The organism is Brachybacterium sp. B718/18, assembly GCF_055454375.1.
The window spans coordinates 488,963-515,853 of record NZ_JBVDDO010000001.1; the positions used below are offsets into that span (position 1 = coordinate 488,963).

Genomic DNA, 26,891 nt, shown 5'->3' on the forward strand with positions numbered 1-26,891 from the left:
CGTCTGCCGGGCCGGCGCCGGCGATACCTGCCGAAGCTGCCTCGTCTTCCCTCCCTTCCCTGCTGAAGCCCCCTCCTCTTCCCGCCCTTCCCTGCTGAAGCCCCCCTCCTCTTCCCGCGCTCCCCTGCTGGAACTCCGCGTGCGGCGTGGCCTCGACGCTCCAGAGCGGTTGAGGTCACGCAGGGCACGGAGTTCCAGCAAAGATCGTCCCGGTCCGACGCTGTTGACGACACGATCCCCGCAACTCCCTGGAAGAGGGTGCTGCGGGGATCGTGTCGAACCGTCGAGCGGTCGGGCCCGACCGGGTCGGGCGGAGCCGGGAGGGAAGGTCAGAGACCGAGCTCGCCCTCGAACGCGCCCTCCTCGAGCCGCTTCTTCATGAAGGTGAGGAAGCGGGCGGCGTCGCCGCCGTCGACCATGCGGTGGTCATAGGAGAGGAAGAGGTACATCATCGAGCGGATCGCGATGGTGTCATCGCCCTCGGCGTTCTGCACCACCACCGGACGCTTGGTGATGGTGCCGGTGCCGAGGATGCCCACCTGCGGGGCGGGCACGATCGGGGTGTCCCAGAGGGCACCGCCCGAGCCGGTGTTGGTGATGGTGAAGGTCGCCCCGGCCAGGTCGTCGGGGACGAGCTTGTTCGACTTGGCGCGGCCGCCGAGATCACCGATCTGACGCGCGAGGCCCGCCAGGTTCAGGTCGCCGGCGTTCTTGATGACCGGGACCACGAGACCGCGCTCGGTGTCCGCCGCCATGCCGATGTTCTCCGCGCCGTGGTAGACGATCTTGTCGCCATCGATGGTGGAGTTCAGCTGCGGGTAGGTCTTCAGACCCTCGATCGCGGCCATCATCAGGAACGGCAGGAAGGTCAGCTTCGCACCCTCACGGGCGGCGAAGTCGTCCTTCGCCCGGGCGCGGAGCTTCGCCACGCGGGTCAGGTCGACCTCGACCGCGGTGGTCAGCTGGGCCATGCCCTGCAGCGACTCCATCATCCGCTGGCCGATGACCTTGCGAATGCGGGGCATCTTCTCCTCGGTGCCGCGCTTGGAGGAGACGTTCACCGCCGGAGCAGCCTTCGGTGCGGAGTCCGCGGCCGGAGCGGCAGCGGCGGCGGGAGCGGAGGCCGCAGCCTTCTGCTCCTCGATCGCCTTCTGCACGTCCTGCTTGCGGATGCGACCGCCGAGGCCGGTGCCGGCGACGGAGGACAGGTCGACGCCGGCCTCGGCCGCCATCTTCCGCACCAGCGGGGTCACATAGCCGGAGGACTCGGCACCCGAGACGGCCTCGTCGGCCTTCGGGGCGGGAGCCGCGGGAGCGGCAGCCGGAGCCGGAGCAGCCTCAGCAGCCGGGGCCGGCTCGGGAGCGGCGGTGGACTTCTCCTCCGCAGCGGCCGGCTTCTCCTCGGCAGCGGCCTTCTCCTCGGGAGCGGGCGCCGGAGCAGCCTTCTCCTCGGCCGGGGCCGGGGCGGCGGGCTCCGCCGGAGCCGAGGCGCCGGCGGCATCGCCGATGACGGCGAGCACGGCGCCGACCTCGGCGTCCTCGTCCTCCTGCACCGCGATCGAGAGCAGGGTGCCCGCGACCGGGGAGGGGATCTCGGTGTCGACCTTGTCGGTCGAGACCTCGAGCAGGGGCTCGTCGACCTCGACGGTGTCGCCGACGGCCTTGAGCCAGCGGGTGACGGTGCCCTCGGTGACGGACTCGCCGAGCGCGGGCATCGTCACCTCCTGGCCCTCGCCGGAGCCACCGGCGGCCGGTGCCTCCTCGGCGGCGGGCTTCTCCTCGGCGACGGGGGTCTCGGTCGAGGGAGCGGCGGTCTCGTCGGAGGCGAGATCCTCACCGGCGGGAGCGGACTCCTCAGCGGCAGGCTGCTCGGCGGCGGGCTCGTCGGCGGCAGGCTCCTCGGCGGCGGCACCGGAGTCACCGGCGTCGGACGCGGCGGAGCCGGAGCCGTCGCCGATCACGACCAGGTCGGCGCCGACCTCGGCGTCCTCGTCCTCCTGGACCAGGATCTGCTCGATGGTGCCCGCGACGGGCGAGGGGATCTCGGTGTCGACCTTGTCGGTCGAGACCTCGAGCAGCGGCTCGTCGACCTCGACGGTGTCGCCGACGGACTTGAGCCAGCGGGTGACGGTGCCCTCGGTGACGGACTCGCCGAGGGCCGGCATCTTCACGGTTTCGGACATGGTGGTTCTCCTCGGGGGGTGGTCTCAGGCGTGGGCGTGCAGCGGCTTGCCGGCGAGGGCCAGCGCGGCCTCGCCCATGGCCTCGTGCTGCGTCGGGTGGGCGTGGACGAGGGACGCGACGTCCTCCGGGTAGGCCTCCCAGTTGACGATGAGCTGGGCCTCGCCCATGAGCTCGGACATGCGCGAGCCGATCATGTGGACGCCGACGATGGCGCCGCCCTTCTCGCGGACCAGCTTGATGAAGCCCGTGGTGCCGAGGATCTGGGACTTGCCGTTGCCGCCCAGGTTGTACTCGTAGGACTCGACGCCGTCCTCGCCGTACTGCTCCTTGGCCTGCTTCTCGGTGAGGCCGACGGAGCCGAGCTGCGGCTCGCAGTAGGTGATGCGGGCGATCCCGGACTCGACGATCGGCGCGGGGTTCTCGCCGGCGATGCGCTCGGCGACGAAGATGCCCTGGGCGAAGCCGCGGTGCGCGAGCTGCAGGCCGGGGACGATGTCGCCGACGGCGTAGATGCCGGGCACGTTGGTCTCGAGGGTCTCCTTGTTCGCGAGCACGAAGCCGCGATCCATCTCGATGCCCTGCTCCTCGTAGCCGAGGCCCTGGGTGTTCGGGCCGCGGCCGACGGCCACGAGCAGGTAGTCGCCCTCGTAGACCTTGCCGTTCGCGAGGGTGACCTTCACGCCGTTCTCATCCTGCTCGGCCTTCTCGGTGAAGACGCCGAGGGAGAAGGCGATGCCGCGCTTCTTGTACGCGCGTTCGAGCGCCTTGGAGAGCGACTCGTCCTCGTTGGCGACCAGGTGGGGGAGACCCTCGATGATCGTCACGGACTCGGCGCCCAGGGACTTCCACATCGAGGCGAACTCGACGCCGATGACGCCGCCGCCGAGGATGATCGGGTTCTTCGGGATCTCGGGGAGCTGCAGCGCGGTCTCGGAGTCGAGGAAGCGGCCGCCGAGGTCGATGCCGGGGATCGACTTCGAGAAGGAGCCGGAGGCCAGGATGATGTTCTTGCCGGTCAGGGTGCGCGTGCCCTGGGCGGTCTCGACCTCGACGGTGTTCTTGCCGGTGAGGCGGCCGAAGCCCTCGACGTACTCGACCTTGCGGGACTTCACCAGGCCCTGCAGACCCTTGTACAGGCGGCCGATGATCTTGTCCTTGAAGTCCAGCATCTTCGTGACGTCGATGCTGTTCAGGGAGATGTCGAGACCGAGCTCCTTGCCCTCGGAGGGGGCGTCGGCGACCTCGCCGACGTGGAGGAGCGCCTTGGTGGGAACGCAACCGCGGTGCAGGCAGGTGCCACCGAGCTTGTCCTTCTCCACGAGCGCGATCTTCTGGCCGAGCTGGGCTCCGCGCAGCGCAGCCGCATAGCCGCCGCTGCCACCGCCCAGGATCACGACGTCGTACTGGTCAGTGGTTGTATCCGCCACCTGTGTGCTCCTCGGTGTATGGGTGTCTACCCGGCGCGCATCCACCCGGATGGCCGACGGCGCCGCCTGCATGACCCATGCTAGGGCACGGGGCGGCGCCCGTCGGCCCGCTGACGTGGACTCTCGGCCTCGTGACGAGGAGCGGATCACACCGGCTGACCGGTGGACCCCGGTCCGGTCCGCCCGGCTCCGTCGGCATCCGACGGAGCCGGGATCGGGCTCAGCGCGCGGAGGCGCGGTCCTCGAGGACCTGCAGCACGGTGCGGACGCTCATACCCGTAGCGCCCTTGCCCATGTATCCCAGCGGCGCGGAGGCGAAGGCCGGACCGGCGATGTCCAGGTGCGCCCACTCGGTCTCGCCCACGAACTCGGACAGGAAGATCCCTGCCGACAGGGCGCCGCCCCAGCGCTCCCCGATGTTGCGCAGGTCCGCGACGCGACCGGTCAGGTCGGCGCGCAGCTCCGCGGGGAAAGGCAGGGGCCAGAACGGCTCGCCGGCGGTCTCCGCGGCGCTCAGCACGCTCTCGCGGCCGGCGTCGGTGCCCATGACGGCCGCGGTGCGCTTGCCGAGGGCCACCATCGCGGCACCGGTGAGGGTCGCGACGTCCATCACCAGGTCCGGCTCGTCGGCGACGGCGTCCACGAGCGCGTCGGCCATGACCATGCGGCCCTCGGCGTCGGTGTTGAGCACCTCGACGGTCGTGCCGTTGCGCATGGTGACCACGTCGCCGGGGCGCTGGGCGCCGCCGCCGGGCATGTTCTCGGCGAGGGCGAGATAGGTGGTCACGGTGACGGGCAGGCCCAGGCGGGCCGCGCCCAGGGTCGCAGCGAGCACCGTCGCGGCCCCGGTCATGTCCGAGGTCATCTCGTCCATCCCCGCGCCGGGCTTCAGCGAGATGCCGCCTGTGTCGAAGGTGATGCCCTTGCCGACCAGGGCGACCGAGGCGGTAGCGCCCTCGGGGGAGTAGGCGAGGCGCACGAGCCGCGGCGGGCGGGCCGAGCCCTGGCCGACGCCGACGATGCCGCCATAGCCGCCCTCGGCCAGCTGCTGCTCGTCGAGCACGGTGACCTCGAGGGGGAGGCCCGCGGCGAGCTCCTCGGCGCGGCGGGCGAACTCCGCCGGGTAGAGCAGGTTCGGTGGGGTGTTCACCAGGTCCCGGGTGACCGTGACGATGTCGGCGAGGACCTCGGCACGGGCGATCGCGGACTCCGCCGCGGCGGTGTCATCGGCGAGCAGGACGATCTCGGCCAGGGCGCCGTCCGGGGCGGACCCCTCGGTGCCCGACTTGAAGGCGGTGAACGTGTAGGCGCCGAGGGCGGCGCCCTCGAGGGCGGCGGCGAGCTGCTCGGGGGACCCTCCGGGCAGGGCGACCGCGGCGCGCTCGACGCCGACCAACGAGCGGGCGGCGGCGCCGTACGCGAGGCGGAGGTCCTCCGCGGAGAGCTCCGCGAGATCGGCCTCGCCGAGCCCGACGAGGAGCAGCGAGCCCGCGGAGGCGAAGGTGTAGGAGGGGATGCGGTGCACGTCCCCGCGCGCCGCGGAGGGGTCGAGGCTCGCGATGGCCGAGGAGATGTCGGCGGCGCCGGGCACGGTCGACGGGGCGCCGTCGGAGCCGGGGACCAGCGGGAGGATCAGGACGTCGACGTCGACGTCGGTCAGGGCGGTGTTCGCAGCAGTCAGTGTGGGCATGGATCTATCGTAGGGGCGCTCGGGCATCCCGTACCGGGCGGTCACAGCGCCCGACGCGAGGTCGGCGCCCGAGAGGACGGACGGCACCCATGGCGGCGTTGAGCATCGTGGTGAGCGTCGTCGGCGGCCTCACCGCCCTGCTGGGTCTCTATTACGCGGTCCGCGATCTCCGCACCGACCTGGTCCTGCTCGGAGCCTGCGCCCTCACCGCTCTGCTGTGGATCGTGCTCGGGGCCGCCCTGCTGGTGCGGGACCTGGCCGGCGGCACCCCCGAGGATCCGATCACCCTCTACGGCTACCTCCTGACCGCGATCGCGATGGTGATCGGGGGCGGCTGGGTCTCGCTCTGGGAGCGGTCCCGCTGGGGCAGCCTCGTCATCGCCGTGGTGGCCGCGACCTCGCTCGTGCTGCTGCTGCGGCTCCACCAGATCTGGCCGGGAGGCTTCGCATGACCCAGGACGACGCAGTGCTCGAGGACGGGACCGGGACCCCGGCCGACGGGGAGCGTCCCGCGGCCGCTCCGACCCGTGCCTCCCGCGGGTTCGAGGTCGTCCTGATCATGGTCTACGCCCTGTTCGCCCTCTCGGCGACGGCGCGCAGCCTGGTGCAGATCTTTCGCGAGTTCGACCGCGCACCCCTCGCCTACCTGCTCTCCCTCGCCGCCGCGCTCACGTACATCGCGGTGACCGTCGCGCTGATCCGCGGCGGCCGCCGTTCCCCGGTCGTGCTGGGGCTGTGCCTCGTCGAGCTGGCCGGCGTGCTGCTCATCGGCACCCTCACCTACGCCCTGCCGGGACTGTTCGCCGATGCGACGGTCTGGACCCACTACGGGCAGGGCTACGGCTTCGTGCCGCTCGCGCTGCCGCTGATCGCCCTGGTCTACGTGCTCCTGACCCGCCGGGCGGGACGTGCGACCCCGATCGCCGCCGGATGAGCACGTACCGTAAGGCCGTGCCCTCCACCGACGACGCCCCCCGCGGCGCCTACGCCGCGCTCTTCCGCCACGTCCTCACCCGGCTCGACGCCGAGCAGGCCCACCGGCTGACCGTGCGCGCGCTCCGTCTGGCCCACGCCGTGCCCGGCGGTCCGGCCCTGCTCCGCGCCGTCTTCGGCACCCCGCACCCGCTCCGCGACCGTCGGCCCGCCCGCACCGTGCTCGGTGCCGAGCACCGCTCCCCGCTGGGGATGGCGGCCGGCTTCGACAAGAACGGCGAGGTGCCCCTCGCCCTGCTCGACCTCGGCTTCGGCCACGTGGAGGTCGGGACCGTCACGGCCCAGCCCCAGCCCGGCAACCCCGCGCCCCGTGCCTTCCGGCTCCTGGCCGACCAGGCCCTGATCAACCGCATGGGCTTCAACAACCACGGCGCCCAGGAGCTCGCCCGGAACCTCGCCGCGGCCCGCCGCACCGAACGGGGCCAGCGCGCGGTCATCGGCGTGAACATCGGCAAGTCCAAGGTCACCGCGCTCGAGGACGCCGCGGAGGACTACCGCTTCTCCGCCCGTCTGCTCGCGCCGTACGCCACCTATCTCGCGATCAACGTCTCCAGCCCCAACACCCCGGGCCTGCGGGACCTGCAGACCACCGAGGCCCTGCGCCCCATCCTCGAGGCGGTCCTCGAGGAGGCGCGGGCCGCCGCCCGACGCCTGCGCCGCGAGGTCCCGGTGCTGGTCAAGATCGCTCCCGACCTCCACGACGACGACGTCCTCGCCGTCGCCCGCCTCGCGACCGAGGTCGGCCTCGCCGGGGTGATCGCCGCGAATACCACGATCGCGCGACCCGAGTCCCTGCTCACCGACGCGGACCGGGTGCAGAGCATCGGTGCCGGCGGGCTCTCCGGCCCGATCCTCGCCGAGCGCTCCCTCGAGATGCTCCGCCTGCTGCGCCGCGAGCTGCCCGAGGAAGCGGTGATCATCAGCTGCGGCGGCGTCACCACCGCGGCCGATCTCCGCGCCCGGCTCGAGGCCGGCGCCGACCTGGTCCAGGGCTACACCGCACTGATCTACCGCGGTCCCGGCTGGGCCGGCAGGATCGTCCGCGAGCTCGGCGCGGATCCGTGGGGCTGACCTCCCCGGCCGGGGCGCATCGCCCTGCCGTCGGCCCCGCGGCATAGTCTGAGGGACATGGAGGAGGACCTGTTCTCGGTGTCGCACGTCGCCCCGGCGCCGCGCACCCTGTCGGACCGCAACCACGACCACCGCGCCCCGCTCGCGGTGCGGATGCGGCCGCGCCGGCTCGAGGAGATCGTCGGGCAGCACGCCGCGCTCGAGCCCGGCAGCCCGCTGCGCCGGCTCGTCGCGGCCGACGACTCCCGCACAGCCCCGTCCTCGGTGATCCTCTGGGGTCCGCCCGGGACCGGCAAGACCACCCTCGCCTACGTCGTCGCGCAGTCCGGCGACCGGGAGTTCGTCGAGGTCTCCGCCGTGCTCGCCGGGGTCAAGGACATCCGCGACGTCGTCGACCAGGCCCGGTCGAGGCTGCGGACGATCGGGAAGGAGACGGTGCTCTTCGTCGACGAGGTGCACCGCTTCTCGAAGTCCCAGCAGGACGCCCTCCTGCCCAGCGTCGAGAACCGCTGGGTGACGCTGATCGCCGCGACCACCGAGAACCCGCATTTCTCGGTCATCTCCCCGCTGCTGTCGCGCTCGATCGTCCTCACCCTCGAGTCGCTGGACCGCGCCGATCTCGACACGCTGATCGACCGGGCCCTGACCGAGGACCGCGGGCTCGGCGGCGCCGTCACGCTCGCCGACGACGCCCGGGAGGCGCTGCTGCGGCTCGGCGGGGGCGACGCCCGCAAAATCCTCACCTCCCTTGAGGCAGCGGCGGCCGCCGCGCTGATGAAGGAGTCGAAGGAGATCGACGCCGCGACGCTCGCGCAGGCCGTCAATCGGGCGGCGCTTCGCTACGACCGCGCCGGCGACCAGCACTACGACGTCACGAGCGCCTTCATCAAGTCCATGCGGGGCAGCGACGCCGACGCCGCGCTGCACTACCTCGCCCGCATGATCGAAGCGGGCGAGGACCCGCGCTTCATCGCCCGGCGCGTCGTGATCGCCGCGAGCGAGGAAGTGGGCATGGCGGACCCGACGGCGCTGCAGGTCGCGGTCGCGGCCATGCAGGCCGTGCAGCTGCTGGGCATGCCCGAGGGGCGGATCCCGCTCGCGCAGGCGGTGGTGCACATCGCCACCGCCCCCAAGTCCAACGCCTCCTACCGGGCGCTCGACGCCGCGATCGCCGACGTGCGCGCCGGGCGCGGCCAGGGCGTCCCCGCGCACCTGCGCGACGCCCACTACTCCGGGGCGAAGTCCCTGGGGCACGGCGTCGAGTACCGCTACGCCCACGACTTCCCGCACGGGGTGGTCGCCCAGCAGTACCCGCCGGACGACCTGGTGGGGACCGACTACTACGAGCCCACCGGACACGGCCAGGAGGCGCAGACCGCCCGGCGCGTCGAGGCACTGCGGCGCATCCTGCGCGGCGGGTGAGGCGGTCCAGGGCGGCGAGAGCATCGCCGCCCTGTGGGCGACTCCACAGGAATCCGCGCGCGACCTGCGCCGCGAACCGTTGAGCAGCGCGGGGCCCTGCGCTACTGTTGGTCGCTGAATCCGCGGCTGCAAGACTGGATTCACCACACGCGATAAGAGGTAGACCTCGTGACCAACGTCACACGCGCGCGTCGTCAGGCGCGCCTGTCCCGAGCCCTCGGGCTCCCCCTGACCCCGAAGTCGGTCAAGTACTTCGAGAAGCGCCCGTACCCCCCGGGCGAGCACGGCCGCGCCCGTCGTCGGACCGAGTCCGACTACGCGGTCCGTCTGCGCGAGAAGCAGCGTCTCCGCGCCCAGTACGCCCTGCGCGAGAAGCAGATGCACCGCTCCTACCTGGATGCCAAGAAGGAGTCCGGCCTGACCGGTGAGTCGATGGTCGAGCTGCTCGAGATGCGCCTCGACGCGCTCGTGCTGCGCTCCGGCTTCGCCCGCACCATCCTCCAGGCCCGCCAGGCCGTCGTGCACCGTCACGTCCTGGTCGACGGCAAGCTGGTGGACCGTCCCTCCTTCCGCGTGAAGCCGGGCCAGACCATCCAGATCAAGCCCAAGTCCCAGGCGATGGAGCCCTTCCAGATCGCGGCCGAGGGCGGCAACTCCGACGTCCTCGCCCAGGTCCCGTCCTACCTGTCGGTCGAGCTCGCCGAGCTGAAGTCCCAGCTGGTCTCGCGCCCCAAGCGCTCCGAGGTCCCCGTGACCTGCGACGTCCAGATGGTCGTCGAGTACTACGCGCGCTGACCTCCGCCTCACGCGTCGCGAACGGCCCCGGCAGGTGTACTCCGGTACCCTGACCGGGGCCTTCGTGTCCCCCTCCGTCCACCGCAGTCCCGGAAGGACCCCCACCGACCATGCGCACCTCTGAGATCCATCGGCGCTACCTCGCCCACTTCGAGAAGAAGGCGCACGAGGTCGTGCCCAGCGCCTCGCTGGTCTCGAGCGATCCGTCGATCCTCTTCACGATCGCCGGCATGGTCCCCTTCATCCCTTACATCGTCGGGACTGAGAAGGCGCCCTACGACCGCGCCGTCAGCGTGCAGAAGTGCATCCGCACCAACGACATCGAGAACGTCGGCCGCACCACCCGCCACGGCACCTTCTTCCAGATGGCCGGCAACTTCTCCTTCGGCGACTACTTCAAGCGCGGCGCCATCGACTTCTCCTGGGAGCTGCTGACCTCCTCGGTCGAGGACGGCGGCTTCGGCCTCGAGCCCGAGCGTCTCTGGATCACGCTGTGGGAGGAGGACGCGGAGTCCTACGAGCACCTCACCACCGTGATCGGCCTGGACCCGGCGCGCATCGTGCGCCTGCCCTGGGAGGAGAGCTGCTGGGACACCGGGCAGCCCGGCCCCGCCGGCTCCACCGGCGAGTGGTACTACGACCGCGGCCCCGAGTTCGGCCCCGACGCGCCCACCGGGACGCTCCCGCAGTGGCCCGGGGACGAGCGCGCCGAGGACCGCTACCTCGAGATCTGGAACCTCGTCTTCGACCAGTTCCTGCGTGGCCCCGGCAGCGGCAAGGACTACGAGCTCGTCGGCGAGCTCGACCAGAAGGCGATCGACACCGGCCTCGGCGTCGAGCGCCTTGCCTACCTGCTGCAGGGCAAGCGGAACATGTACGAGATCGACCAGATCTTCCCCGTCATCGAGAAGGCGCAGGAGCTCTCCGGCCGCCGCTACGGCGAGGACGAGGAGGACGACGTCCGCCTGCGGATCATCGGCGACCACGTGCGCAGCGCCCTGATGCTCGTCGGCGACGGCGTGCGCCCCGGCAACGAGGGTCGCGGCTACGTGCTGCGCCGTCTGATCCGCCGCGCCGTGCGCTCCCTGCGCCTGCTCGGCTACGCCGAGCCGGCCATGCCGCACCTCCTGCCCATCTCCAAGGACCTCATGGCCGAGTCCTACCCGGAGCTCGAGGCGGACTTCCCGCGCATCGCCGAGATCGTCTACGCGGAGGAGGAGGCCTTCCGCCGCACCCTCGAGACGGGCACCGCGCTCTTCGACCGGGTCGCGACGGCGGCCTCGGCCGACGGCGGACGCGTCCTCCCCGGTGACGAGGCGTTCAAGCTCCACGACACCTACGGCTTCCCGATCGACCTCACGATGGAGATGGCGGCGGAGGTCGGCCTCCAGGTCGATGCCGAGGCGTTCCGCTCCGCGATGCAGGAGCAGCGCGAGCGCGCCCGGGCCGATGCCGCGGCGAAGAAGACCGGCCACACCGACACCGCGATCTACAACCGCCTGCTGGGCGAGCGCGGCGGCGAGGTGCCCTTCCTCGGCTACACCGAGGACACCGTCGCCACGACGGTCGAGTCCGTGCTCGTCGACGGCGCGATCGTGAACTCCGTGCAGGCGCCCGCGCAGGTCGAGATCGTGCTCGCGGCGACCCCGTTCTACGCCGAGTCCGGCGGCCAGCTGGCCGACCAGGGGAGCATCGCCCTGACCGGCGGCGGCCTGGTCGAGGTCGACGACGTGCAGAAGCCCGTCAAGGGCCTGATCGTGCACCGCGGCCGTCTGGTAGAGGGCGAGCTCGCCGCGGGCGCCGCCGCGATCGCGACCATCGACCGCGAGCGCCGCGGCGCGATCGCCCGCGCCCACACCGCGACCCACATGGTCCACGAGGCCCTCCGCGAGGAGCTCGGTCACGGCGCCACGCAGGCGGGATCGGAGAACTCCCCGGGCCGGATGCGCTTCGACTTCCGATACGGCCAGGCGGTCCCCGCCTCCGTGCTGAGCCAGATCGAGGGGCGCGTCAACACGCTGCTGCAGGAGGAGCTCGAGGTCACCGACCAGCAGATGTCCCTCGATGCAGCGAAGGCCGCGGGCGCGCAGGCGCTCTTCGGCGAGAAGTACGGCGACGTGGTCCGCATGGTCTCGATCGGCGGGGACTGGTCGCGCGAGCTGTGCGGTGGCACCCATGTCGCCAGCACGGGCGCGATCGGCTCCGTGCAGCTCATGGGCGAGGCCTCGATCGGCTCCGGCGTGCGCCGCGTCGACGCCCTCGTCGGCCTCTCGGCCTACCGCCACCAGGCGAAGGAGCGCGCGCTCGTCTCCCAGCTGAGCGAGATCCTCAAGGTCGGCAGCAGCGAGGAGATCCCCGAGCGGGTCCGCTCGCTCACGCAGCGGATGAAGGACATGGAGAAGCAGCTCGCCGCGCTCCGCGGACAGCAGCTCCAGGCAGAGGCCGGGCGTCTCGTCGCGGGCGCGACGGAGGTCGCCGGGGTGCGCCTGCTCGCGCACGACGCGGGGGAGGGGATCGCCGCGGGCGATCTGCGCACCCTCGCGCTCGACCTGCGCGCCCGTCTCGGCGAGGACTCTCCCGTCGTCGTCGCGGTCGCCGGCCACGAGGACGGTCGCGCCGCCCTCGTCGTCGCCACCAGCGCGAGCGCCCGCGATCTCGGCCTCAAGGCGGGCGACCTGCTGAAGAGCGGCGCCGAGGCGATGGGGGGCCGCGGCGGCGGCAAGCCCGACATGGCCCAGGGCGGTGGCGGCGAGCCCGCGCGGATCGGCGCGGCCCTGGCCGCGGTGCGCGGCGCGATCGAGGCGACCGCGGGCGCATGAGCGGCGCTCCCGGCTCGGACGTCCCCGGAGGCCTGCCCCGGGGCGTCCGCCTCGGCGTGGACGTCGGCGACGTCCGTGTCGGCATCGCCCGCAGCGATCTCGACGGACTGATCGCCACGCCCGTCGAGACCGCCCCCCGCGACATCGCGGTGGCACGGGTCCTCGAGGAGGCCGCCGAGGCCGAGGCCCGTGTCATCATGGTCGGGCTCCCGCGGTCGCTGGATGGCAGCGAGGGCGCCGCGGCGAGGAAGGCGCGGGACTTCGCCGACCGTCTCGCCGCTCAGCTCGAGGAGAGCGACCGGGACGTGGCGGTGAGAATGCTCGACGAGCGCCTCACCACCGTCTCGGCGCACCAGGCCCTGCACGCCTCCGGGCGGAAGGGGCGCAAGCACCGCCAGGTCGTCGACCAGGTCGCCGCCGTGATGATCCTCCAGCAGGCGCTGGACATCGAACGGTCGACCGGGGCGCGCGCCGGGGAGCTCGTCGAGGTCGACCCCGACCTCCCGGACGGCACCGGCCCCGTGGGACAGGAGGATGCGGGATGAACGACGAGGACTCGAGCTTCGAGGAGCTCGCCCAGGAGCAGCACGTCTCCGGAGACGGTCGCGGGCGTCGCCGCGCCGCGCGTCGCCGTGGGGGGTTACTCCGCGCCGTGCTCCCGGTGCTGCTGGTGGTCGCCGTCGTCGTCGGCATCGGCTGGGGCGGCTACACCGGATACCGCTGGGTCACCTCCAACGTCTCCATGGAGGCGGAGGAGACGGACTTCCCGGGCCCCGGGTCCGGGGAGGCGATCGTCGAGGTCGCCGAGGGCGACACCGGCACGGACATCGCCTCGACCCTCGTCGAGGCCGGCGTCATCAAGTCGAGCGGTCCCTTCATCAACCTCTTCTCGTCGACCCCGGACGCCGCCGGCATCGAGCCGGGCGTCTATCGGCTCAAGCTGGAGATGTCCTCGGCCGATGCGCTCAACGCGCTCCTGGATCCGGCGAACCTCGCCGGCCACCGCGTGATCATCCCGGAGGGGCTGCGGCTCACCCAGATCTGGCCGCTCCTCTCCGAGGCCTCCGGCATCCCGGTCGAGGACTTCGAGGCCGCAGCGGTCGACTACACCGCGTACGGCATCCCGGAGAACGCCGCGGGGACGCTCGAGGGCTATCTGTGGCCGGGGCGCTATGACATCCCCGAGGACGCCACCGCCGAGCAGGTGATCCAGATGATGTGGGACCGCATGGAGCAGCAGCTGACGGACCGCGGCATCGCCGAGGCGGACTGGCATCGCACGCTCACCCTGGCCTCGCTCGCCGAGCTCGAGGCGAACAAGGAGGAGGACTACGGCAAGGTCGTGCGCGTCATCCTCAATCGCCTCGAGGGCGCCGGCGAGGCCGGCGGGACGCCGATGCCGCTGCAGTTCGACTCGACCGTGCACTATGTGGCCGGGAAGAACTCGGCGGTGGCCACCACCAATGCCGAGCGCGCCATCGACTCGCCGTACAACACGTACAAGTACCCCGGTCTGCCGCCCGGTCCGATCGCCGCCCCCGGCGGGCCGGCCCTCGACGCGGCGGTCTCCCCGCCCGCGGGCGACTGGCTCTACTTCGTCACGGTGAACACCGACACGGGGGAGACCCGCTTCGCGGCGACCTGGGCCGAGCACGAGCAGAACGTCGCGGACTGGCAGGAATGGGCGCAGTCGAAGTGACCTCGGCCGAGCCCGCGACCGGGCGGGCGCTCCTGCGGCGGCGCTTCGCCGTGATCGGCTCGCCCGTGTCCCACTCGCTCTCGCCGGTGCTGCACCGCACCGCCTACGCGGAGCTCGGCATCACTGATGCCAGGTACGAGCGCCACGAGGTCGGTGCGGGCGAGCTCGCGGCCTTCCTCGCAGACGGTCCCGGCCGCGACCTTCAGGGGCTGAGCGTCACGATGCCCGGCAAGCCCGAGGCGCACGATCTCGCGGCAGAGCGGGATGCGACCGCGACGGCGCTCGGCATCGCCAACACCCTCGTGCGCCGGCCCGACGGCTCCTGGCGGGCCGAGAACCATGACGTGCACGGCATCGTCGCCGCACTGCGCGACCACGGGGCCCCGGGCCCCCGCGGCACCGGGTCCGACGGAGGGATCGGCGCGCAGGGCGTCGGACCGACGGGTGCGGTGCTCGGATCCGGGGCGACCGCGCTGAGCGCCGTCGCGGCGCTCCTCGAGCTGGGCGCGCGGGAGATCCTGCTCAGCGCCCGCAGCCCCGAGAAGCTGGCCACCCTCGAGGTCCTGGCCGCGGGACACGGCGTGCACGTGCGCCGCGTCGCCTGGGAGGACAATCGGGAGCTGCTCACCGCGGACCTCGTCGTGAGCGCCCTCGCGGTCCCCGGGGCGCAGGCCGTCGCCGCGGACTGGACCACGGGCGGCCAGCGGGATACGGCACCGGGAGCGGTGCCGGGCGTCTTCCTGGATGTCCTCTACGACCCGTGGCCGGCACCCCTCGCCGGTCTCGTCGGCGCGCTCGGCGGCGAGGTCGCCGATGGACTCGAGATGCTCGCCCATCAAGCGGATCTGCAGGTCCGCTCGATGCTCGGGGTGCAGCGCGCCCCGGTCCGGACCATGCTCGAGGCCGCGCGCCGCGAGCTCGCCTCCCGCTCGAACTGAGCGGCGCGAGCATCCCGGGGCCGTCGCCGCGAGGGCGGTCGCGGAGGGTCGATGGTCCCTTGAATCCTTCAGTCAAGGGATAGTAAAGTCGGACGGATCCACGGGGGCAGAGGGCCTTCGGACGAGCACGAGGGAGTGACTCATGGAGACACGGCGAGGATCCTGGGAGTCGGTGGCGACCCCGCGCACGGAGATCGACTCCCCGCCGACGCCGAGCCCGACCGCGGACACCACCTCCCTCCCGATCCTCCCGGAGACGTCCACCCCGCTGCTGCGCCGCTGCACCGCCCTCGCGGCCCGGGCCCGGGTCGATCTGCTGACCCCCTCCGTCCACGGCTCCGCCGACGAGCTCGAGCTGGTGCTCGCCGAACTGAGCACCTGGGAGCCGCATCGGGTCATCGACCCCGACCCGACCATGCTGGCCCTTGCCGCCGCCTCGCTGCAGGACCTCGCCGAGCGCGTGGCGGATCCGGCGCGCGTGGGGGCCGGGTCCCTGATCGCCCTCGTCCTCGATCTCCTCCACGCCGTCATGCCCGGGTCGCGGGTGACCGCCTCAGCGTGATGATGGCCACGTCATGCCTGGCAGAGCGCAGATCGGTCGTCGGCGGGCGCGGGGCCGTGCTAATCTTCTCGAGTCGCTACGGCGGCCATTCGTCCGGATGGCGGAATTGGTAGACGCGCTAGCTTGAGGTGCTAGTGACCGTATTAGGTCGTGGGGGTTCAAGTCCCCCTTCGGACACGTCGAGAGAACAGGGCCCCGGTCTCCACCGGGGCCCTTCTTCTTTGGCTGGTAGCAGCGGGTGAGGTCGATGGTGAACTCTGCCAGGACGGTGCCGGTGTCGAGGTCGGCGACGAGGAAGTCGTTGTGGTCGATGAGGAGGCGGACGGGTCGTCCTTTGTGGGCGTGCCCGATACCGAGGTGTCTGATTCGGCCCGGGTTCTCTGCCTCTACTTTGTGGGTGCGGGCTCTCGGGTGAGGGCCTCGTAGTGAAGCCTCTCGGACTCTACCGGGGTGAGTATCCCGAGGGAGCCGTGGAGGCAGCGGTTGTTGTACCAGTCGACCCAGCCGGAGGTTGCGAACTCGACGTCTGCGAGGGTCCGGAATGGCCCTGGGTGGAAGACGGTGGTGCGGATGCACTCGGTCTTGTCGAGCCCGTTGATCGTCCCCATCAGCGCGTTGTCAAAGGCATCGCCGACGGTCCCGGTCCACGGGGTTATGCCCTCGAGGGCGAGCGGCCCTGAGGGGGCGAGCTCCCCCACGAAGAGAATCGAGGCCCGGCCAAAGATCTTGTTGTCCTCGCGAAGCCGCTTGTCCTCAGCTTTCAGGCGCTTGCCCTCCGCGGATTCCTCGCTCGTGACACCGGGACGGGTCCCGTCGTCGACCTCGGCCTGCGCGAGCTGGCGCCGGACGGACTCGCGAGAGACGCCAGCCTGGCGGGCGACCGCGGTGACTGCTGTGGTCAGGGTGGGGCATTCCTGGAGGTGCTCCCTGACGAGCCGCACGCACCTCGCGCGCAGCTGGAGATCGATCTTCTTCGGCATGCTGTCCATCCATCCGGACGCAAACAGCAGCGGCATCAAACCCGGGTCGACTCATTGCGAAGCAGGGCGACGGTAGATGCCGGGGCCCTGCTCGTTCCCCGGGTGATCGCGGCTGCCGCTGTCACGTACTTCCCGCCCGCACGGCGGGGATGTCGACTGGGACGGTCGATGCAGACTGAGATGCGCGCTCACACAGAGCGGAGGAGTTGCTCAGACGCGATGACACCGCCGAGACCTGAACAGTGAAAGTCCGAGGTGAGCGGAGGAGGTTCACGCGCAGATCGGGCCCCGGGGTGCTTCATTTTCCGGGGTCGCAGATTCTGGCTGAGTCAAGGGGGGGAAATCTGTGGTGCGCGACGTCCCATCCAGGTAGAGGATCTCGGCCGCCGAGTCTTGCGACTTCAGGTCTGTAAAAGTGACGATGTTATTTTTGGAAAGGCAGGTGACGCCACCCACCGTTATTGCTCGGATGTTGTCAGGGGTAGCGAATACAGCGACCTGCGGGCCGTCGAGCTCTTGGATTCGGATGTGCAATGGGTCTCGTTCGGGCTCGTATCGACAAGAAAGATAGCTTCCGGCCTCGGCGTCGACTATGAGAAGAATGCAGATGGAGTCTTCCTCGGTCCCGAGGTAGACATGTGCCCCGTCTTGCAGAGACGCTGCTCGCCAGTCTTTGGGCATCCCGGTGGAGCTGGTGTCTATCAAGTTGGATGGCGGTTTGTCCAGCGGTGTTTCCGGAATGGCCAGCAAACTGTATCCGCTCGGCTCCATGTCGTCTGAACTATTAGAGCATGAGGGGAGAATCGCTATCAGCGCTAACATCGCAGTTGCGGCGATGGCACGGCGCAGTCGTTGAAGGAGCGAGTTCATCGACTATCGGGAGTAGCAGCGCACGTCGTTCCGCGCCGTTCCGGCGTTAGCGCAGATGGTGTGTCCGTTCACAGTTCGCGGGAATGTCCTCGTCAATGAGCCGCTGTTGGACCTGCCCTCCCAGATCATCACATTGCCGCTACCGCGCTTTTCATATGCGGCGATTCTCATCGTGTAGTAGGGCCCGCTCTTCAGGGCGAGAACGCCGGTTGTGCGGTAGGAGATGGCGCCACTTGTGCGACTATTATACGGATCCAATGGACCGCAGAAGTACATCCCTGCGATTGGTGGGCCGCATGAAAGGGTGCTCGGCTCCGCGATCGCTGGGGTTGCGAGCGTTCGTCCCGCGACCAGGGTCGCTGTGGCCAGAGTAGATTTCACGATTCTCATGATGTTGGACATCTCGATACTCCTCCATGTCCGCACTGTGAGGCAGGTCTCGCGTCGAAGTTACCATGGAGGCCGACTCGCCGTCGTTCGTCGGGTGTAGGCCTGACTTGGACCTTCTCGGCCTCGTTCTGCCTCGGTGCCGTTGAGCGGCGTTGTTCGGCAGCGTTGCCGATGCCAGCGGTTGATTCGGGCGTCGGTGCGTGACAGTCCGCCACGTGTCGGTCGTGGTGGTCGGGCGTGGTCGGCCCGGGTGATTTCTCCCGAGCGTGAGTCGGTTCAAGAGGTGCGTGACTGGACGACGGGCGTGACGGGCGATGGTCGCGGGGATCTGGAACTGGCGGTGTAGCACGCGTTCGGTCTTCCACCTCCGGGCGGGCTGGCCGGCGTATCCGAGCAGTCCCGGACGTCGGCGTTGGAGTGTTGCGCCAGCTCCCAGACGTGCTTCGGGATTGGACCGGACGGTTCCGTTGTGCTGCACGAGCAGGGAGAACCCGATCGATGACGAGCCCTCGCGCTTAACCAGCTCCTGGAGCATCTCCCTCGTGCCGCTCGACCCATCGATCATGCACCTCCGGCTCAGCTCGCAGCGTCGCGACATCGGCCAGACAGTCCTCACCGACCGCGAGCATAAGCGCGAGATCGGCGAGGATCTTCCCGGGACGATGGCGCGAGTGCTGTATCCGCCGCGGCGCGAGCGTTCCGTAGAGCTCTACAGCGAGGCCCTTCGCGCGGAAAGTCTCGGGCAGCAGCGCCACGTCGGCGTGGCCGCCCACGGGCACTGCTGTGGCATCAGCTCGGGCACACGGAAATTCCCCGGCAGCATTCCCCCTGGAGGTGCCCGCTGAACTGGCACGGACTGGAATTTTGGCAAGTCCCTTCTTCCAGATCAGGAGCACTGTACTCACCCTGCATCACTCCTCGGGCACCTCGACGACGAAAGCCTGAGGCTGAGGTGCGGGACTGACGGAATCGAGATCTGCGGCTGAGTCGTCGTGACGTAGCGGCGAGTTGCACAGAGGAGTCAGCGCGGGAGCACCTATCCGGCGAACGCCCAGCTCACCCCCGCGGCACCGTCCCCGATCGTGACCCCGGGCAGGACGGTCGCGCCCGCGCCGATCCACACCCGCTTCCAGAGGACGACAGGCGCCGGATGGAGATCCGCTCACCGCGCCGGGTCCAGGTCGTGGTTCAGCGTCGCCAGCACGACGTTGTGCCCGATCAGGCAGTCATCGCCGATCGTGATCCCACCCTGGCCCTGGAAACGGCACCCGGAGTTGATGAACACCCGCTCCCCGAGGCGGAGGTTCCTCCCGAAGTCCGGGGTGAGCGGAGGGAAGACGGTCACCGAATCGGCGATCGCGGTCCCCGTGAGCTCGGCGAGCAGCTCCCGCACCTCGGACGGCTCGTGATAGGCACCGCTGAGCTCCGCCGTCATCCGCATCGCCTGCTGGCTCACACGATGCATGACCTCGTGCAGCGGGGAGCCGCCCTCGATCCTCTCCCCGGCGTTCGGCGCGTCCAGCAGATCCTGCAGCACCGAGGCACTCCTCCTCGTCCCGAGCCCGGAGCGGGCCCCGCTCTCAGGGTAGCGACGGGGATGCGCGGTCCAGGACCCGCCGAGCTCGCCCGCCGGACGGCCGCCGCCGCCGCGATCAGCCGCTCCTCGAGTCCTCGTCGCTCGCTACGATGCGGCCATCCGGCGCCAGAGGAGCCCTCGTGACGAGCCAGCCCGAAACCGTCCCCGCGGCGGAGCCCCCGTCGGCCGTGCCCGCGGTCCGACCCACCCCGCCCTGGCGCTATGCCCTGGGCATGTTCGGCACGTCGATCCCGATCAACTTCATCAAGGGCTCGATCCTCCTGTTCTACGTCGACGAGCTGGGCCTGGACGTGCGGGCCTATGCCGCGGTGATGATCGTCTACGCGATCATCGACGCGCTCGACAACCCGCTTCTGGGTCATCTCTCCGACCGCACCCGCAGCCGCTTCGGCCGACGTCGACCTTGGCTCCTGGTGGGCGCTCCGCTCCTCACCGCCTCGATGATCGCGCTGTTCAGCCCGCCCGCGGCGCTCGACGGCACGGCCCTGGTGCTCTGGTTCGCCGTCTTCGCGATCCTCTGCGAGCTGATGGACTCGATGCTCAACGCGAACTACGGGGCGCTCCTGCCCGAGCTCTTCCCCGGGGAGCGACGGCGTGCGGTCGCCAACGCCCTGCGCCAGGGTTTCCAGCTGATCGCCATGATCATCTCCCTCGCCCTCACCCCGATCCTGACGACGTCCTGGCTGGGCAGCGAGAACGGCACCGAGGGCTTCTCGCGCACCGCGCTGCTCTACGGCGTGATCGCGGTCGTGGTGATCGTCGTGATGGCCCTCGGGGCGCGGGAGGATCCCCGCCACTCGGCGCTCGAGCGACCGCGTCTGGGCCGGGCGGTGCTGCAGATCCTGCGCACCCGGCAGTTCTGGTCCGTGGGCCTCACCGGCGCCTGCTACACCGCCGCGCTCGGCCTCGTGCTCTCGGGTGTCCAGCTCTACGTCCGTCACACCCTCGGGCTTCCCGTCGCCTACGCGTTCGCGCTCCAGGGGGCGGTGATCGTCGTGGCGGCCGCGGGGCTCGCGGTGTGGGCGCTGGTGATCGCGCGCATCGGCGCCCTGCGCGCCTGGCGCTGGGCCTTCGTCGTGCTGGCGGCGGGGTTCGCGCTGCTGCTGATGGCGCCGACGCTGGCGACCGCGATCGGAGCGGGAGTGGTGCTCGGCGCCGGTTGGGCCGGGATGATGGCGACGCACGATCTCGTCGTCGCGCGGGTGCTCGATGCCGATGCGGCCCGGTACGGGACGCACCGGGAAGGCCTGTTCCTCTCGGCCTTCGGGGTGTTCGGCCGGCTCAACGGCGTCGTCTCGGGTCTGGCCCTGGCCTCGCTCGGAGTGTTCTTCGGCTACTACTCGGGAGAGGACCCGGGGGAGCGGACCGGCCTCGCCTTCCGCGTCTACCTGTGCGCCTACCCGCTCGGCCTCGTGCTCCTCGGAGCGATCGCCGCCCGTTTCGTGCGCATCCCGGCCGCTCCCGAAGATTCTGGAGTAGTGTCCAGTATAGGCTGAACCGGGAGGTGCCGTGGCCGGTCGACGACTCGTGATCACCGCCGACGACCTCGGCCGCGACCCCCTCACCGACCAGGTGATCGCCGAGCTCGCCGCGGCCGGGGCCATCACCGCCGCCTCCCTGCTCGTCACCACGCCTCACGCGGAGCGGGCGGCCCGTGCGGTCCGCGCCGTGGGGATCACCCCGCACCTGCATACCTGCCTCGTCGCCGAGAGCACCGGGGGACCGTGGCAGCTGCTCACCGACGCCCCCTCGCTGCACGAGCCGGACGGCACCCTGCGCCTCGCGGACCCGCTCGCCGAGCTCCGCGCCCAGGACAGGGAGGTCCTGGCCGAGCTCGAGGCGCAGCTGGGATGGATGCACGACAGGGGCCTGCGACCGCGGGCCGTCGACTCCCACACCGGAACCCTCTACGGCCTGCACGGCGGCGGGCTCCTGCCCGGGGCGCTGCACTGGGCCGCCCGGCACGGCCTCGCCGTGCGCCTGCCCCGCGACCCCGAGCCGCTCCGCCACCACGACCGGCCCGGTGCCGCCGCGCCGCGGTCCTCCCTGCTCGGTCCGACCGAGCGCGAGGCGCGGCACCGCCGGGCCGTGGACCTCGCCGACCACCTCGGGGTGCCGATCCCGGCTGCGATCCTCACCAACCCGCTCCCCGCCCGCCTCCTCGGCTCCTACGAGGCCCTCCGCGACCGGCTGCTGCACGGCGTGGCCCAGTTGCCGCCCGGCACCTCGGAACTGTTCCTCCATCCGTCGGGCGAAGGCCCCGGCATCCCGCCGGAGCGGGCCTGGGAGGCGCGGCTGCTGCGCGATGCGCAGTGGTGGGACGCCCTGGCCTCGACGGGGGTCGAGCTCGTCGACCGCTGGTGAGGCGGGGGAGCGGTGCCCGACCGTGGAAGAATCCCGGCATGGTCCACGTCTTCCTCCACGAGCCCGCGATCGCCGGCAACACCGGCAACGCCATCCGCCTCGCCGCCGTCACCGGGGCGCGGCTCCACCTCATCGAGCCTCTCGGCTTCGACTTCGAGGACGCGAAGCTGCGCCGCGCCGGGCTGGACTACCACGACCTCGCCGACGTGAACATCCACCCCGATCTGGAGACGGCCCTCGCGGCCGTCCCGGGCTCCCGGGTCTTCGCCTTCACCGCGCGCACCGAGACCACCTTCGGCGAGGTCGAGTACCGGCCGGACGACGTGCTCCTGTTCGGCACCGAGCCGACCGGGCTGCCCGCGGAGGCGCTCTCCCATCCGCGGGTCACCGCCCGGGTGCGGATCCCGATGCTGCCTGCGCGCCGCTCTCTCAACCTCGCCAACTCGGTGTCGATCGCCGTCTACGAGGCCTGGCGCCAGAACGGCTACGACGGGGCGGGCGTGTGATGGCCCGACGTCCCATCCGCATCGAGCGCCGCAACGCCCAGTTCCAGCAGTGGCAGGCGCTGCTGACCAACCGCACCAAGCGCAGCCGCAGCGGGGAGATGGTGATCCAGGGGGTGCGTCCCCTGACGCTCGCCCTGGAGCACGGGATCGAGATCCGCACCCTGCTCAGCGACGGCCGCGAGACCCCGAGCCGCTGGGCGCGCGAGCTCCTCGCAGACCCTCCCGCGCCGGTCATCGAGCTCGCCCCCGAGCTCATGGCCGAGCTGGGGGAGCGGGACGAGGGCACCCCCGAGCTGCTCGCCCTCGCCGCGATCCCCGCTGACGACCTCTCGCGCCTCTCGCCGGAGGTGCTCGGCCCCGACGCGCTCGTGGTCGCCTTCGACCGTCCCTCCGGTCCGGGGAACATCGGCTCGCTGGTGCGCTCGGCCGACGCGCTCGGCGCGAGCGCGGTGATCACCACCGGTCATGCGGCGGACGTCTGGGATCCCGCCGCGATCCGCGCCTCGACCGGGAGCGCCTTCGCCCTCCCGGTGCTGCGCCTGTCCTCGCCGCGGGAGGTCCTCGCGCATCTTGAGGGGCAACGGGCCGAGGGCGTCGACTGGCGGGTGGTGGGTCTGGACGAGGCCGGCGGGCACACGCTCGAGAGCACCGATCTCACCGGTCCGGTGCTGCTCGTGGTCGGCAATGAGACCGCGGGCATGAGCGCCCAGTGGCGGGAGGCCTGCGCCGTGATCGCGGAGATCCCCATGGTCCCCGGCACGGGCGCCTCCTCGCTCAACGCCGCCGTGGCGGGCTCGATCGCCCTCTACGAAGCGCGACGCCAGCGGGACGCCGCGGCCCGCTGAGCGGGGCCCGGGCGGGACGGCGGGGGAGCGGGGTCAGGCCGTGCCGAGGGCGGCCGCCACGAGCGGCGCCCCGGCGAGGCCCAGCACGGGGCCCGAGAGGAGGATCGGACCGTACGCGAAGCGCTCCCCGGACCGGCCGCGCAGCAGCAGCACCGATCCGACGATCCCTCCGAGCAGGGCGATCCCCAACAGCGCCGCGAGGAGCTCCTCCCCGCCGAGGGCCCCGCTCATGAGCACCACGACCGGCAGCGCCTTGGCATCGCCCATCCCCAGCAGCTGCGGGGCGAGCAGGGCGAGCAGCACCGCGCCGAGGCCGAGGACGAGCGCGAGCACGGCCGCCGATCGCAGTGGCGCGCGGAGGGCGGGCTCGACGAGGGCGCAGAGGATCAGGCCGATCGCGACCACGGCCGTGAGCAGGCCGACCCACCGGTTCGGCAGCCGGTGCTCCCGCAGATCGATGCGCGCGAGAACCACAGCGGGCGGCACATAGGCGACCGCCAGCACGAGGAGCGGTAGCAGCACCGGCGATGACATGCGCCCAGTCCACCAGACCGCGCTCGTCGGCGCTCCCGCGCCCCGCGGTCTGTGGACAGCGCGGCGGTCAGTCCGAGCGGTCCGCCCCGAGAGCCGACTCCACGCGCACGATCCGGCGCCGCATCCAGACCTTCCGGCCGCCGCCGAGGTACTTCCGGGTGCGCGCATGCTCCCACCGGCCGTACTCCGCGTGCTCCGTGAGCGCTGCGCGCACCTGGGACACTGAGCTCTCCCGGGGGACGGTGATGATCTGGAACTCGTAGTCCTCGGCCGACCGGCCGCGCTCGAGGGGGAGGTCTCTCAGGCCGCGCGGATCCCGGACGATCTCGATGCGCGCGACGAGGGGTGATGGCTGGGACGGCACGGGCACTCGCTTCCGGGGATCGACGACGCCGCGCCAAGTCGGGTCCGGGCCTGGCGAGGGGCACGGATCCGTGACCTCGCCACGGCAGTTTCCGCTGTCCATTCTGCCGCCGGACGATGTACCGTCCAACCATGAACACGGATCCTCGCTCCGCTCTCGCTGCGCTGATCGCTGCCCTCGAACGTCACTACGAGGCGGCCGCCGCCTCCCGCGGTGACGACGATCCCGCCCTGGAGGCTGCGACCGAGCAGCTCACCACGGCCTTCGACGACTATGACGACGCCCTCTTCGACGCCTACGACATCGCCACCCCGCTGATCGTCTTCGACGGCGAGGATGATGACGAGGACGACGACGAGGACGACTTCGACGATCTCGACGACTTCGAGGACGACGACGAGGAGTTCGGCGACGACGACCTCGAGGACGACGAGGAGGACGACGAGCGCTGAGCAGCGCTCCCCGTCCCCGACGTCATCCCCGTCGTCGTCCCGGTTCTCTCACGGCGACATCTCCGACCCTTCACGACGTCTGCACGAACGGTCCCCACGCGGCGCCGGGCACCCCGCCCGGCGCCGCGTACTCTGTCCAGGGCCGGTGAGCACCCCCGGCCCGTCCCGCCACCGCCGTCCGTCGAGGAGTCCGCATGTCGTTCATCGAGGCAGTGATCCTGGGCCTCGTCCAGGGCCTCACGGAGTTCCTCCCGATCTCCTCGAGCGCGCACGTGCGCGTGGTCGGCGAGCTCATGGCCCCCGGGCAGGATCCCGGTGCGGCGTTCACCGCGATCATCCAGTTGGGCACCGAGACCGCGGTCCTGATCTACTTCTGGAGGGACATCACGCGGATCATCGGCCGCTGGCGCCGGGCCCTCGTCGGCCGCCTCCCGCAGTCCGATCCGGACGTCCGAATGGGCTGGCTCGTGATCCTCGGCTCGATCCCCATCGGCGTGCTGGGTCTCCTCTTCGAGGAGCAGATCGACAACGGCCTGCGGAACCTCTACATCACCGCCACGATGCTCATCGTCTTCGGCCTCCTGTTGGGCCTCGCCGATCGCATCGCGCCGCAGCGCAAGGAGCTGAAGGAGCTCTCCTGGCGCGACGGCATCCTCTTCGGCCTCGCGCAGGCGCTCGCCCTGATCCCCGGGGTCTCCCGTTCGGGCGGCACCATCACCGCGGGGCTCCTCATGGGCTACACCCGCCAGGCGGCGGCCCGCTACGCCTTCCTGCTGGCCGTCCCCGCCGTCTTCGCCTCGGGCCTCTACAAGGCCGCGAAGGAGGTCCCGGCGCTGCTGACGGCCGACGGGCGGGCCGCGGCCGCGGCCGCCGGGGAACCCTCCCTGCTCGTGATCATCGTCGCGACCCTGGTCGCCTTCGGCGTCGGCTACGCGGTGATCGTCTGGTTCATGCGCATGATCGAGAACCGCTCCTACACCGTCTTCGTGGTCTACCGCGTCGTCGCCGGTCTCGTGCTGCTGATCCTGCTGTGGACGGGCCTGGTCGATCCGCTGGGCGGCGCCTGACCGCTGACCTCGGCGGGAACCGTATGATCGACCGGTGCGTTCCTGGACCTCCCCGAGCATCTCGCCCCTTCCCGCCTCCGGCCTCCCGCTGCGGCTGCACGACACCCGGACCGGGCGGATCGCCCCGCTGGTGCCCCTCACGCCGGGGACGGCGCGGCTGTACGTCTGCGGGATCACCCCGTACGACGCGACCCATCTCGGGCACGCCGCGACCTACCACGCCGCCGATCTGATGCGGCGCGCGCTGCGCGACAGCGGCCTCGAGGTGGAGGTCGCTCAGAACATCACCGACGTGGACGACCCCCTGCTCGAACGCGCGGAGCGGGACGGCGTGGACTGGCGCGAGCTCGCCGCCTCCCAGGTGGACCTCTTCGCCGAGGACATGGCGGCGCTGCGCATCGTCGCCCCCGAGACCTACCTCTCGGTGAGCGAGGCGATGGACCAGATCATCGCCACCGTCGATCGCCTGCGCGAGCGGGGCCGCGCCTACCAGGTGGAGACCCCCGACGCCGAGGGCGAGGACTGGTACCTCGACCTCTCCGTGGACGGCGCGCTGGGGGACGTCTCCGGATGGAGCGAGCAGCAGATGCTCTCCGTCGTCGCCGAGCGCGGCGGCGACCCCGACCGCCGCGGCAAGCGCGGCCGCTTCGACCCGCTGCTGTGGCGCGCCGAGCGCGCCGGGGAGCCGGCCTGGGACGCCGGGGAGCTCGGGCGGGGACGCCCCGGCTGGCACGTCGAGTGCGTGTGCATCGCCGAGGGCGGCCTCGGGCTCCCCTTCGACGTGCAGGCCGGCGGCTCGGACCTCGTCTTCCCGCATCACGACCTCAGCGCGGCCCATGCCGTCGCCCTCGGCCGCAACTTCGCGACCGCCTACGCCCACAGCGGCATGGTCGCCCTCGACGGCGAGAAGATGAGCAAGTCGCTCGGCAACCTCGTGTTCGTCCACCGCCTGGTCCGTGACGGGGTCGATCCGATGGCGATCCGTCTCGTCCTCATGGCGCACCACTACCGGGCTGACTGGGAGTGGTCCGAGGCGGAGCTGACGCAGGCCGAGGCGCGCCTGGCGTCCTACCGCGCCGCCGCGGCGCTCGGGGGCCGGCACCCGGAGACCGTCGAGGCGCTGCGCGCCGCGCTGCGGCAGGATCTCGACACGCCGTCGGCCCTCGTCGCCCTCGACGCCTGGGCGGCGCGTGCCGGTGCCGCGGGTCCCGCGGCCGAGCGGGCGGCGCGGGAGACGAGGCCCGACGCGGCGGAGGCGCGCCCCGGGGACGTCGCCGCCGCCTGCGATGCCCTCCTCGGACTCGCTCTGACCGACTGAGCGG

Annotated in this window: 25 protein-coding genes, 1 tRNA gene and 1 pseudogene; 19 read left to right on the plus strand and 8 right to left on the minus strand. The window is 71.4% G+C overall.

Annotated elements, in window-relative coordinates:
- Window positions 1–329 precede the first annotated feature (329 nt).
- The 3 genes from sucB to ACZCAH_RS02405 form a co-directional block, all read right to left on the minus strand.
- Complete coding sequence (sucB, locus tag ACZCAH_RS02395; RefSeq protein ID WP_464339545.1) at window positions 330–2,183, minus strand: 2-oxoglutarate dehydrogenase, E2 component, dihydrolipoamide succinyltransferase; 1,854 nt, start codon at window positions 2,181–2,183, stop codon at window positions 330–332.
- A 24-nt stretch (window positions 2,184–2,207) separates the two neighbouring features.
- Complete coding sequence (lpdA, locus tag ACZCAH_RS02400) at window positions 2,208–3,611, minus strand: dihydrolipoyl dehydrogenase (protein WP_464339546.1); 1,404 nt, start codon at window positions 3,609–3,611, stop codon at window positions 2,208–2,210.
- A gap of 220 nt (window positions 3,612–3,831) precedes the next feature.
- The gene (locus tag ACZCAH_RS02405) at window positions 3,832–5,301 is read right to left on the minus strand and encodes a leucyl aminopeptidase (RefSeq protein WP_464339547.1); all 1,470 of its coding nucleotides are present in this window, start codon (window positions 5,299–5,301) and stop codon (window positions 3,832–3,834) included.
- A gap of 89 nt (window positions 5,302–5,390) precedes the next feature.
- Here ACZCAH_RS02405 and ACZCAH_RS02410 point away from each other — a divergent pair, with 89 nt between their 5' ends.
- The 11 genes from ACZCAH_RS02410 (at window position 5,391) to ACZCAH_RS02460 (ending at window position 15,777) form a co-directional block, all read left to right on the plus strand.
- Window positions 5,391–5,753 (plus strand): hypothetical protein, encoded by a 363-nt coding sequence (locus tag ACZCAH_RS02410; protein WP_329746636.1) that lies wholly within the window; start codon window positions 5,391–5,393, stop codon window positions 5,751–5,753.
- On the plus strand, window positions 5,750–6,235 hold the full coding sequence (locus ACZCAH_RS02415; RefSeq protein WP_464339548.1) for a hypothetical protein: 486 nt from the start codon (window positions 5,750–5,752) through the stop codon (window positions 6,233–6,235). The genes ACZCAH_RS02410 and ACZCAH_RS02415 overlap by 4 nt, the downstream gene beginning before the upstream one ends.
- Window positions 6,232–7,365 (plus strand): quinone-dependent dihydroorotate dehydrogenase, encoded by a 1,134-nt coding sequence (locus tag ACZCAH_RS02420; RefSeq protein WP_464339549.1) that lies wholly within the window; start codon window positions 6,232–6,234, stop codon window positions 7,363–7,365. Before ACZCAH_RS02415 ends, ACZCAH_RS02420 begins: the two co-directional genes overlap by 4 nt.
- A gap of 57 nt (window positions 7,366–7,422) precedes the next feature.
- Window positions 7,423–8,787 carry a replication-associated recombination protein A gene (locus ACZCAH_RS02425; protein ID WP_464339550.1) on the plus strand — a complete coding sequence of 455 codons (1,365 nt, stop codon included), beginning with the start codon at window positions 7,423–7,425 and terminating at the stop codon, window positions 8,785–8,787.
- 168 nt (window positions 8,788–8,955) lie between these two features.
- Entirely contained in the window at window positions 8,956–9,582 is a 627-nt protein-coding gene (rpsD, locus tag ACZCAH_RS02430; RefSeq protein WP_329746640.1) for a 30S ribosomal protein S4, read from the plus strand.
- A 110-nt stretch (window positions 9,583–9,692) separates the two neighbouring features.
- Window positions 9,693–12,401, plus strand: a complete 2,709-nt coding sequence (alaS, locus tag ACZCAH_RS02435; RefSeq protein ID WP_464339551.1) for an alanine--tRNA ligase — start codon at window positions 9,693–9,695, stop codon at window positions 12,399–12,401.
- The gene (gene ruvX / locus ACZCAH_RS02440; protein ID WP_464339552.1) at window positions 12,398–12,946 is read left to right on the plus strand and encodes a Holliday junction resolvase RuvX; all 549 of its coding nucleotides are present in this window, start codon (window positions 12,398–12,400) and stop codon (window positions 12,944–12,946) included. Before alaS ends, ruvX begins: the two co-directional genes overlap by 4 nt.
- Window positions 12,943–14,100: an endolytic transglycosylase MltG gene (mltG, locus tag ACZCAH_RS02445; RefSeq protein WP_464339553.1), complete on the plus strand. Its 1,158-nt coding sequence runs from the start codon at window positions 12,943–12,945 to the stop codon at window positions 14,098–14,100. Before ruvX ends, mltG begins: the two co-directional genes overlap by 4 nt.
- On the plus strand, window positions 14,082–15,038 hold the full coding sequence (locus ACZCAH_RS02450; RefSeq protein ID WP_464339554.1) for a shikimate dehydrogenase family protein: 957 nt from the start codon (window positions 14,082–14,084) through the stop codon (window positions 15,036–15,038). The genes mltG and ACZCAH_RS02450 overlap by 19 nt, the downstream gene beginning before the upstream one ends.
- A 172-nt stretch (window positions 15,039–15,210) precedes the next feature.
- Entirely contained in the window at window positions 15,211–15,600 is a 390-nt protein-coding gene (locus tag ACZCAH_RS02455; protein ID WP_464339555.1) for a hypothetical protein, read from the plus strand.
- A gap of 91 nt (window positions 15,601–15,691) precedes the next feature.
- Window positions 15,692–15,777: transfer RNA gene (locus tag ACZCAH_RS02460), tRNA-Leu, on the plus strand.
- Window positions 15,778–15,986: 209 nt separating this feature from the next.
- Here ACZCAH_RS02460 and ACZCAH_RS02465 read toward each other — a convergent pair.
- Both ACZCAH_RS02465 and ACZCAH_RS02470 read right to left on the minus strand, forming a co-directional pair.
- Window positions 15,987–16,271, minus strand: a pseudogene (locus ACZCAH_RS02465) (integrase core domain-containing protein); the annotation flags it as partial.
- Between the two features lie 579 nt (window positions 16,272–16,850).
- Window positions 16,851–17,450, minus strand: coding sequence for a hypothetical protein (locus ACZCAH_RS02470; protein ID WP_464339556.1), 600 nt, complete (start codon window positions 17,448–17,450; stop codon window positions 16,851–16,853).
- A gap of 932 nt (window positions 17,451–18,382) precedes the next feature.
- Between ACZCAH_RS02470 and ACZCAH_RS02475 the strand changes: the two genes are divergently transcribed.
- Window positions 18,383–18,685, plus strand: coding sequence for a hypothetical protein (locus ACZCAH_RS02475; protein WP_464339812.1), 303 nt, complete (start codon window positions 18,383–18,385; stop codon window positions 18,683–18,685).
- Window positions 18,686–19,002: 317 nt separating this feature from the next.
- Here ACZCAH_RS02475 and ACZCAH_RS02480 read toward each other — a convergent pair whose 3' ends face one another.
- Window positions 19,003–19,377: an LbetaH domain-containing protein gene (locus ACZCAH_RS02480; RefSeq protein ID WP_464339557.1), complete on the minus strand. Its 375-nt coding sequence runs from the start codon at window positions 19,375–19,377 to the stop codon at window positions 19,003–19,005.
- Between the two features lie 179 nt (window positions 19,378–19,556).
- Between ACZCAH_RS02480 and ACZCAH_RS02485 the strand changes: the two genes are divergently transcribed.
- Genes ACZCAH_RS02485 through ACZCAH_RS02500 form a run of 4 tightly spaced genes read left to right on the plus strand, consistent with a single transcriptional unit; the run spans window position 19,557 to window position 23,152 of the window.
- Entirely contained in the window at window positions 19,557–20,933 is a 1,377-nt protein-coding gene (locus tag ACZCAH_RS02485) for an MFS transporter (RefSeq protein WP_464339558.1), read from the plus strand.
- A gap of 13 nt (window positions 20,934–20,946) precedes the next feature.
- Window positions 20,947–21,801, plus strand: a complete 855-nt coding sequence (locus tag ACZCAH_RS02490) for a ChbG/HpnK family deacetylase (protein ID WP_464339559.1) — start codon at window positions 20,947–20,949, stop codon at window positions 21,799–21,801.
- A 38-nt stretch (window positions 21,802–21,839) separates the two neighbouring features.
- Entirely contained in the window at window positions 21,840–22,307 is a 468-nt protein-coding gene (locus tag ACZCAH_RS02495) for a tRNA (cytidine(34)-2'-O)-methyltransferase (protein WP_464339560.1), read from the plus strand.
- Window positions 22,307–23,152 (plus strand): TrmH family RNA methyltransferase, encoded by an 846-nt coding sequence (locus ACZCAH_RS02500; protein ID WP_464339561.1) that lies wholly within the window; start codon window positions 22,307–22,309, stop codon window positions 23,150–23,152. The genes ACZCAH_RS02495 and ACZCAH_RS02500 overlap by 1 nt, the downstream gene beginning before the upstream one ends.
- 33 nt (window positions 23,153–23,185) lie before the next feature.
- Here ACZCAH_RS02500 and ACZCAH_RS02505 read toward each other — a convergent pair whose 3' ends face one another.
- Entirely contained in the window at window positions 23,186–23,686 is a 501-nt protein-coding gene (locus ACZCAH_RS02505) for a hypothetical protein (protein WP_464339562.1), read from the minus strand.
- Between the two features lie 67 nt (window positions 23,687–23,753).
- A complete protein-coding gene (locus ACZCAH_RS02510) occupies window positions 23,754–24,050 on the minus strand; it encodes a DUF5703 family protein (protein WP_464339563.1) in 297 nt (98 codons plus the stop codon).
- A gap of 131 nt (window positions 24,051–24,181) precedes the next feature.
- Here ACZCAH_RS02510 and ACZCAH_RS02515 point away from each other — a divergent pair, with 131 nt between their 5' ends.
- The 3 genes from ACZCAH_RS02515 (at window position 24,182) to mshC (ending at window position 26,887) form a co-directional block, all read left to right on the plus strand.
- Window positions 24,182–24,502, plus strand: a complete 321-nt coding sequence (locus ACZCAH_RS02515; RefSeq protein ID WP_464339564.1) for a DNA primase — start codon at window positions 24,182–24,184, stop codon at window positions 24,500–24,502.
- A gap of 194 nt (window positions 24,503–24,696) precedes the next feature.
- Window positions 24,697–25,569 carry an undecaprenyl-diphosphate phosphatase gene (locus tag ACZCAH_RS02520; protein ID WP_464339565.1) on the plus strand — a complete coding sequence of 291 codons (873 nt, stop codon included), beginning with the start codon at window positions 24,697–24,699 and terminating at the stop codon, window positions 25,567–25,569.
- A gap of 34 nt (window positions 25,570–25,603) precedes the next feature.
- The gene (gene mshC, locus ACZCAH_RS02525) at window positions 25,604–26,887 is read left to right on the plus strand and encodes a cysteine--1-D-myo-inosityl 2-amino-2-deoxy-alpha-D-glucopyranoside ligase (RefSeq protein WP_464339566.1); all 1,284 of its coding nucleotides are present in this window, start codon (window positions 25,604–25,606) and stop codon (window positions 26,885–26,887) included.
- Window positions 26,888–26,891 lie beyond the last annotated feature (4 nt).

Excerpts from the sequence above, each read along its gene's own strand:
- ACZCAH_RS02495 (WP_464339560.1), top strand. The coding sequence starts at position 21,840 with ATGGTCCACGTCTTCCTCCACGAGCCCGCGATCGCCGGCAACACCGGC.
- ACZCAH_RS02450 (WP_464339554.1), top strand. The coding sequence starts at position 14,082 with ATGGGCGCAGTCGAAGTGACCTCGGCCGAGCCCGCGACCGGGCGGGCG.
- alaS (WP_464339551.1), top strand. The coding sequence starts at position 9,693 with ATGCGCACCTCTGAGATCCATCGGCGCTACCTCGCCCACTTCGAGAAG.
- ACZCAH_RS02405 (WP_464339547.1), bottom strand. The coding sequence starts at position 5,301 with ATGCCCACACTGACTGCTGCGAACACCGCCCTGACCGACGTCGACGTC.
- ACZCAH_RS02520 (WP_464339565.1), top strand. The coding sequence starts at position 24,697 with ATGTCGTTCATCGAGGCAGTGATCCTGGGCCTCGTCCAGGGCCTCACG.
- ACZCAH_RS02515 (WP_464339564.1), top strand. The coding sequence starts at position 24,182 with ATGAACACGGATCCTCGCTCCGCTCTCGCTGCGCTGATCGCTGCCCTC.
- ACZCAH_RS02420 (WP_464339549.1), top strand. The coding sequence starts at position 6,232 with ATGAGCACGTACCGTAAGGCCGTGCCCTCCACCGACGACGCCCCCCGC.
- ruvX (WP_464339552.1), top strand. The coding sequence starts at position 12,398 with ATGAGCGGCGCTCCCGGCTCGGACGTCCCCGGAGGCCTGCCCCGGGGC.
- ACZCAH_RS02415 (WP_464339548.1), top strand. The coding sequence starts at position 5,750 with ATGACCCAGGACGACGCAGTGCTCGAGGACGGGACCGGGACCCCGGCC.
- ACZCAH_RS02425 (WP_464339550.1), top strand. The coding sequence starts at position 7,423 with ATGGAGGAGGACCTGTTCTCGGTGTCGCACGTCGCCCCGGCGCCGCGC.
- sucB (WP_464339545.1), bottom strand. The coding sequence starts at position 2,183 with ATGTCCGAAACCGTGAAGATGCCGGCCCTCGGCGAGTCCGTCACCGAG.
- ACZCAH_RS02500 (WP_464339561.1), top strand. The coding sequence starts at position 22,307 with ATGGCCCGACGTCCCATCCGCATCGAGCGCCGCAACGCCCAGTTCCAG.
- mltG (WP_464339553.1), top strand. The coding sequence starts at position 12,943 with ATGAACGACGAGGACTCGAGCTTCGAGGAGCTCGCCCAGGAGCAGCAC.
- ACZCAH_RS02410 (WP_329746636.1), top strand. The coding sequence starts at position 5,391 with ATGGCGGCGTTGAGCATCGTGGTGAGCGTCGTCGGCGGCCTCACCGCC.
- ACZCAH_RS02505 (WP_464339562.1), bottom strand. The coding sequence starts at position 23,686 with ATGTCATCGCCGGTGCTGCTACCGCTCCTCGTGCTGGCGGTCGCCTAT.
- ACZCAH_RS02470 (WP_464339556.1), bottom strand. The coding sequence starts at position 17,450 with ATGAACTCGCTCCTTCAACGACTGCGCCGTGCCATCGCCGCAACTGCG.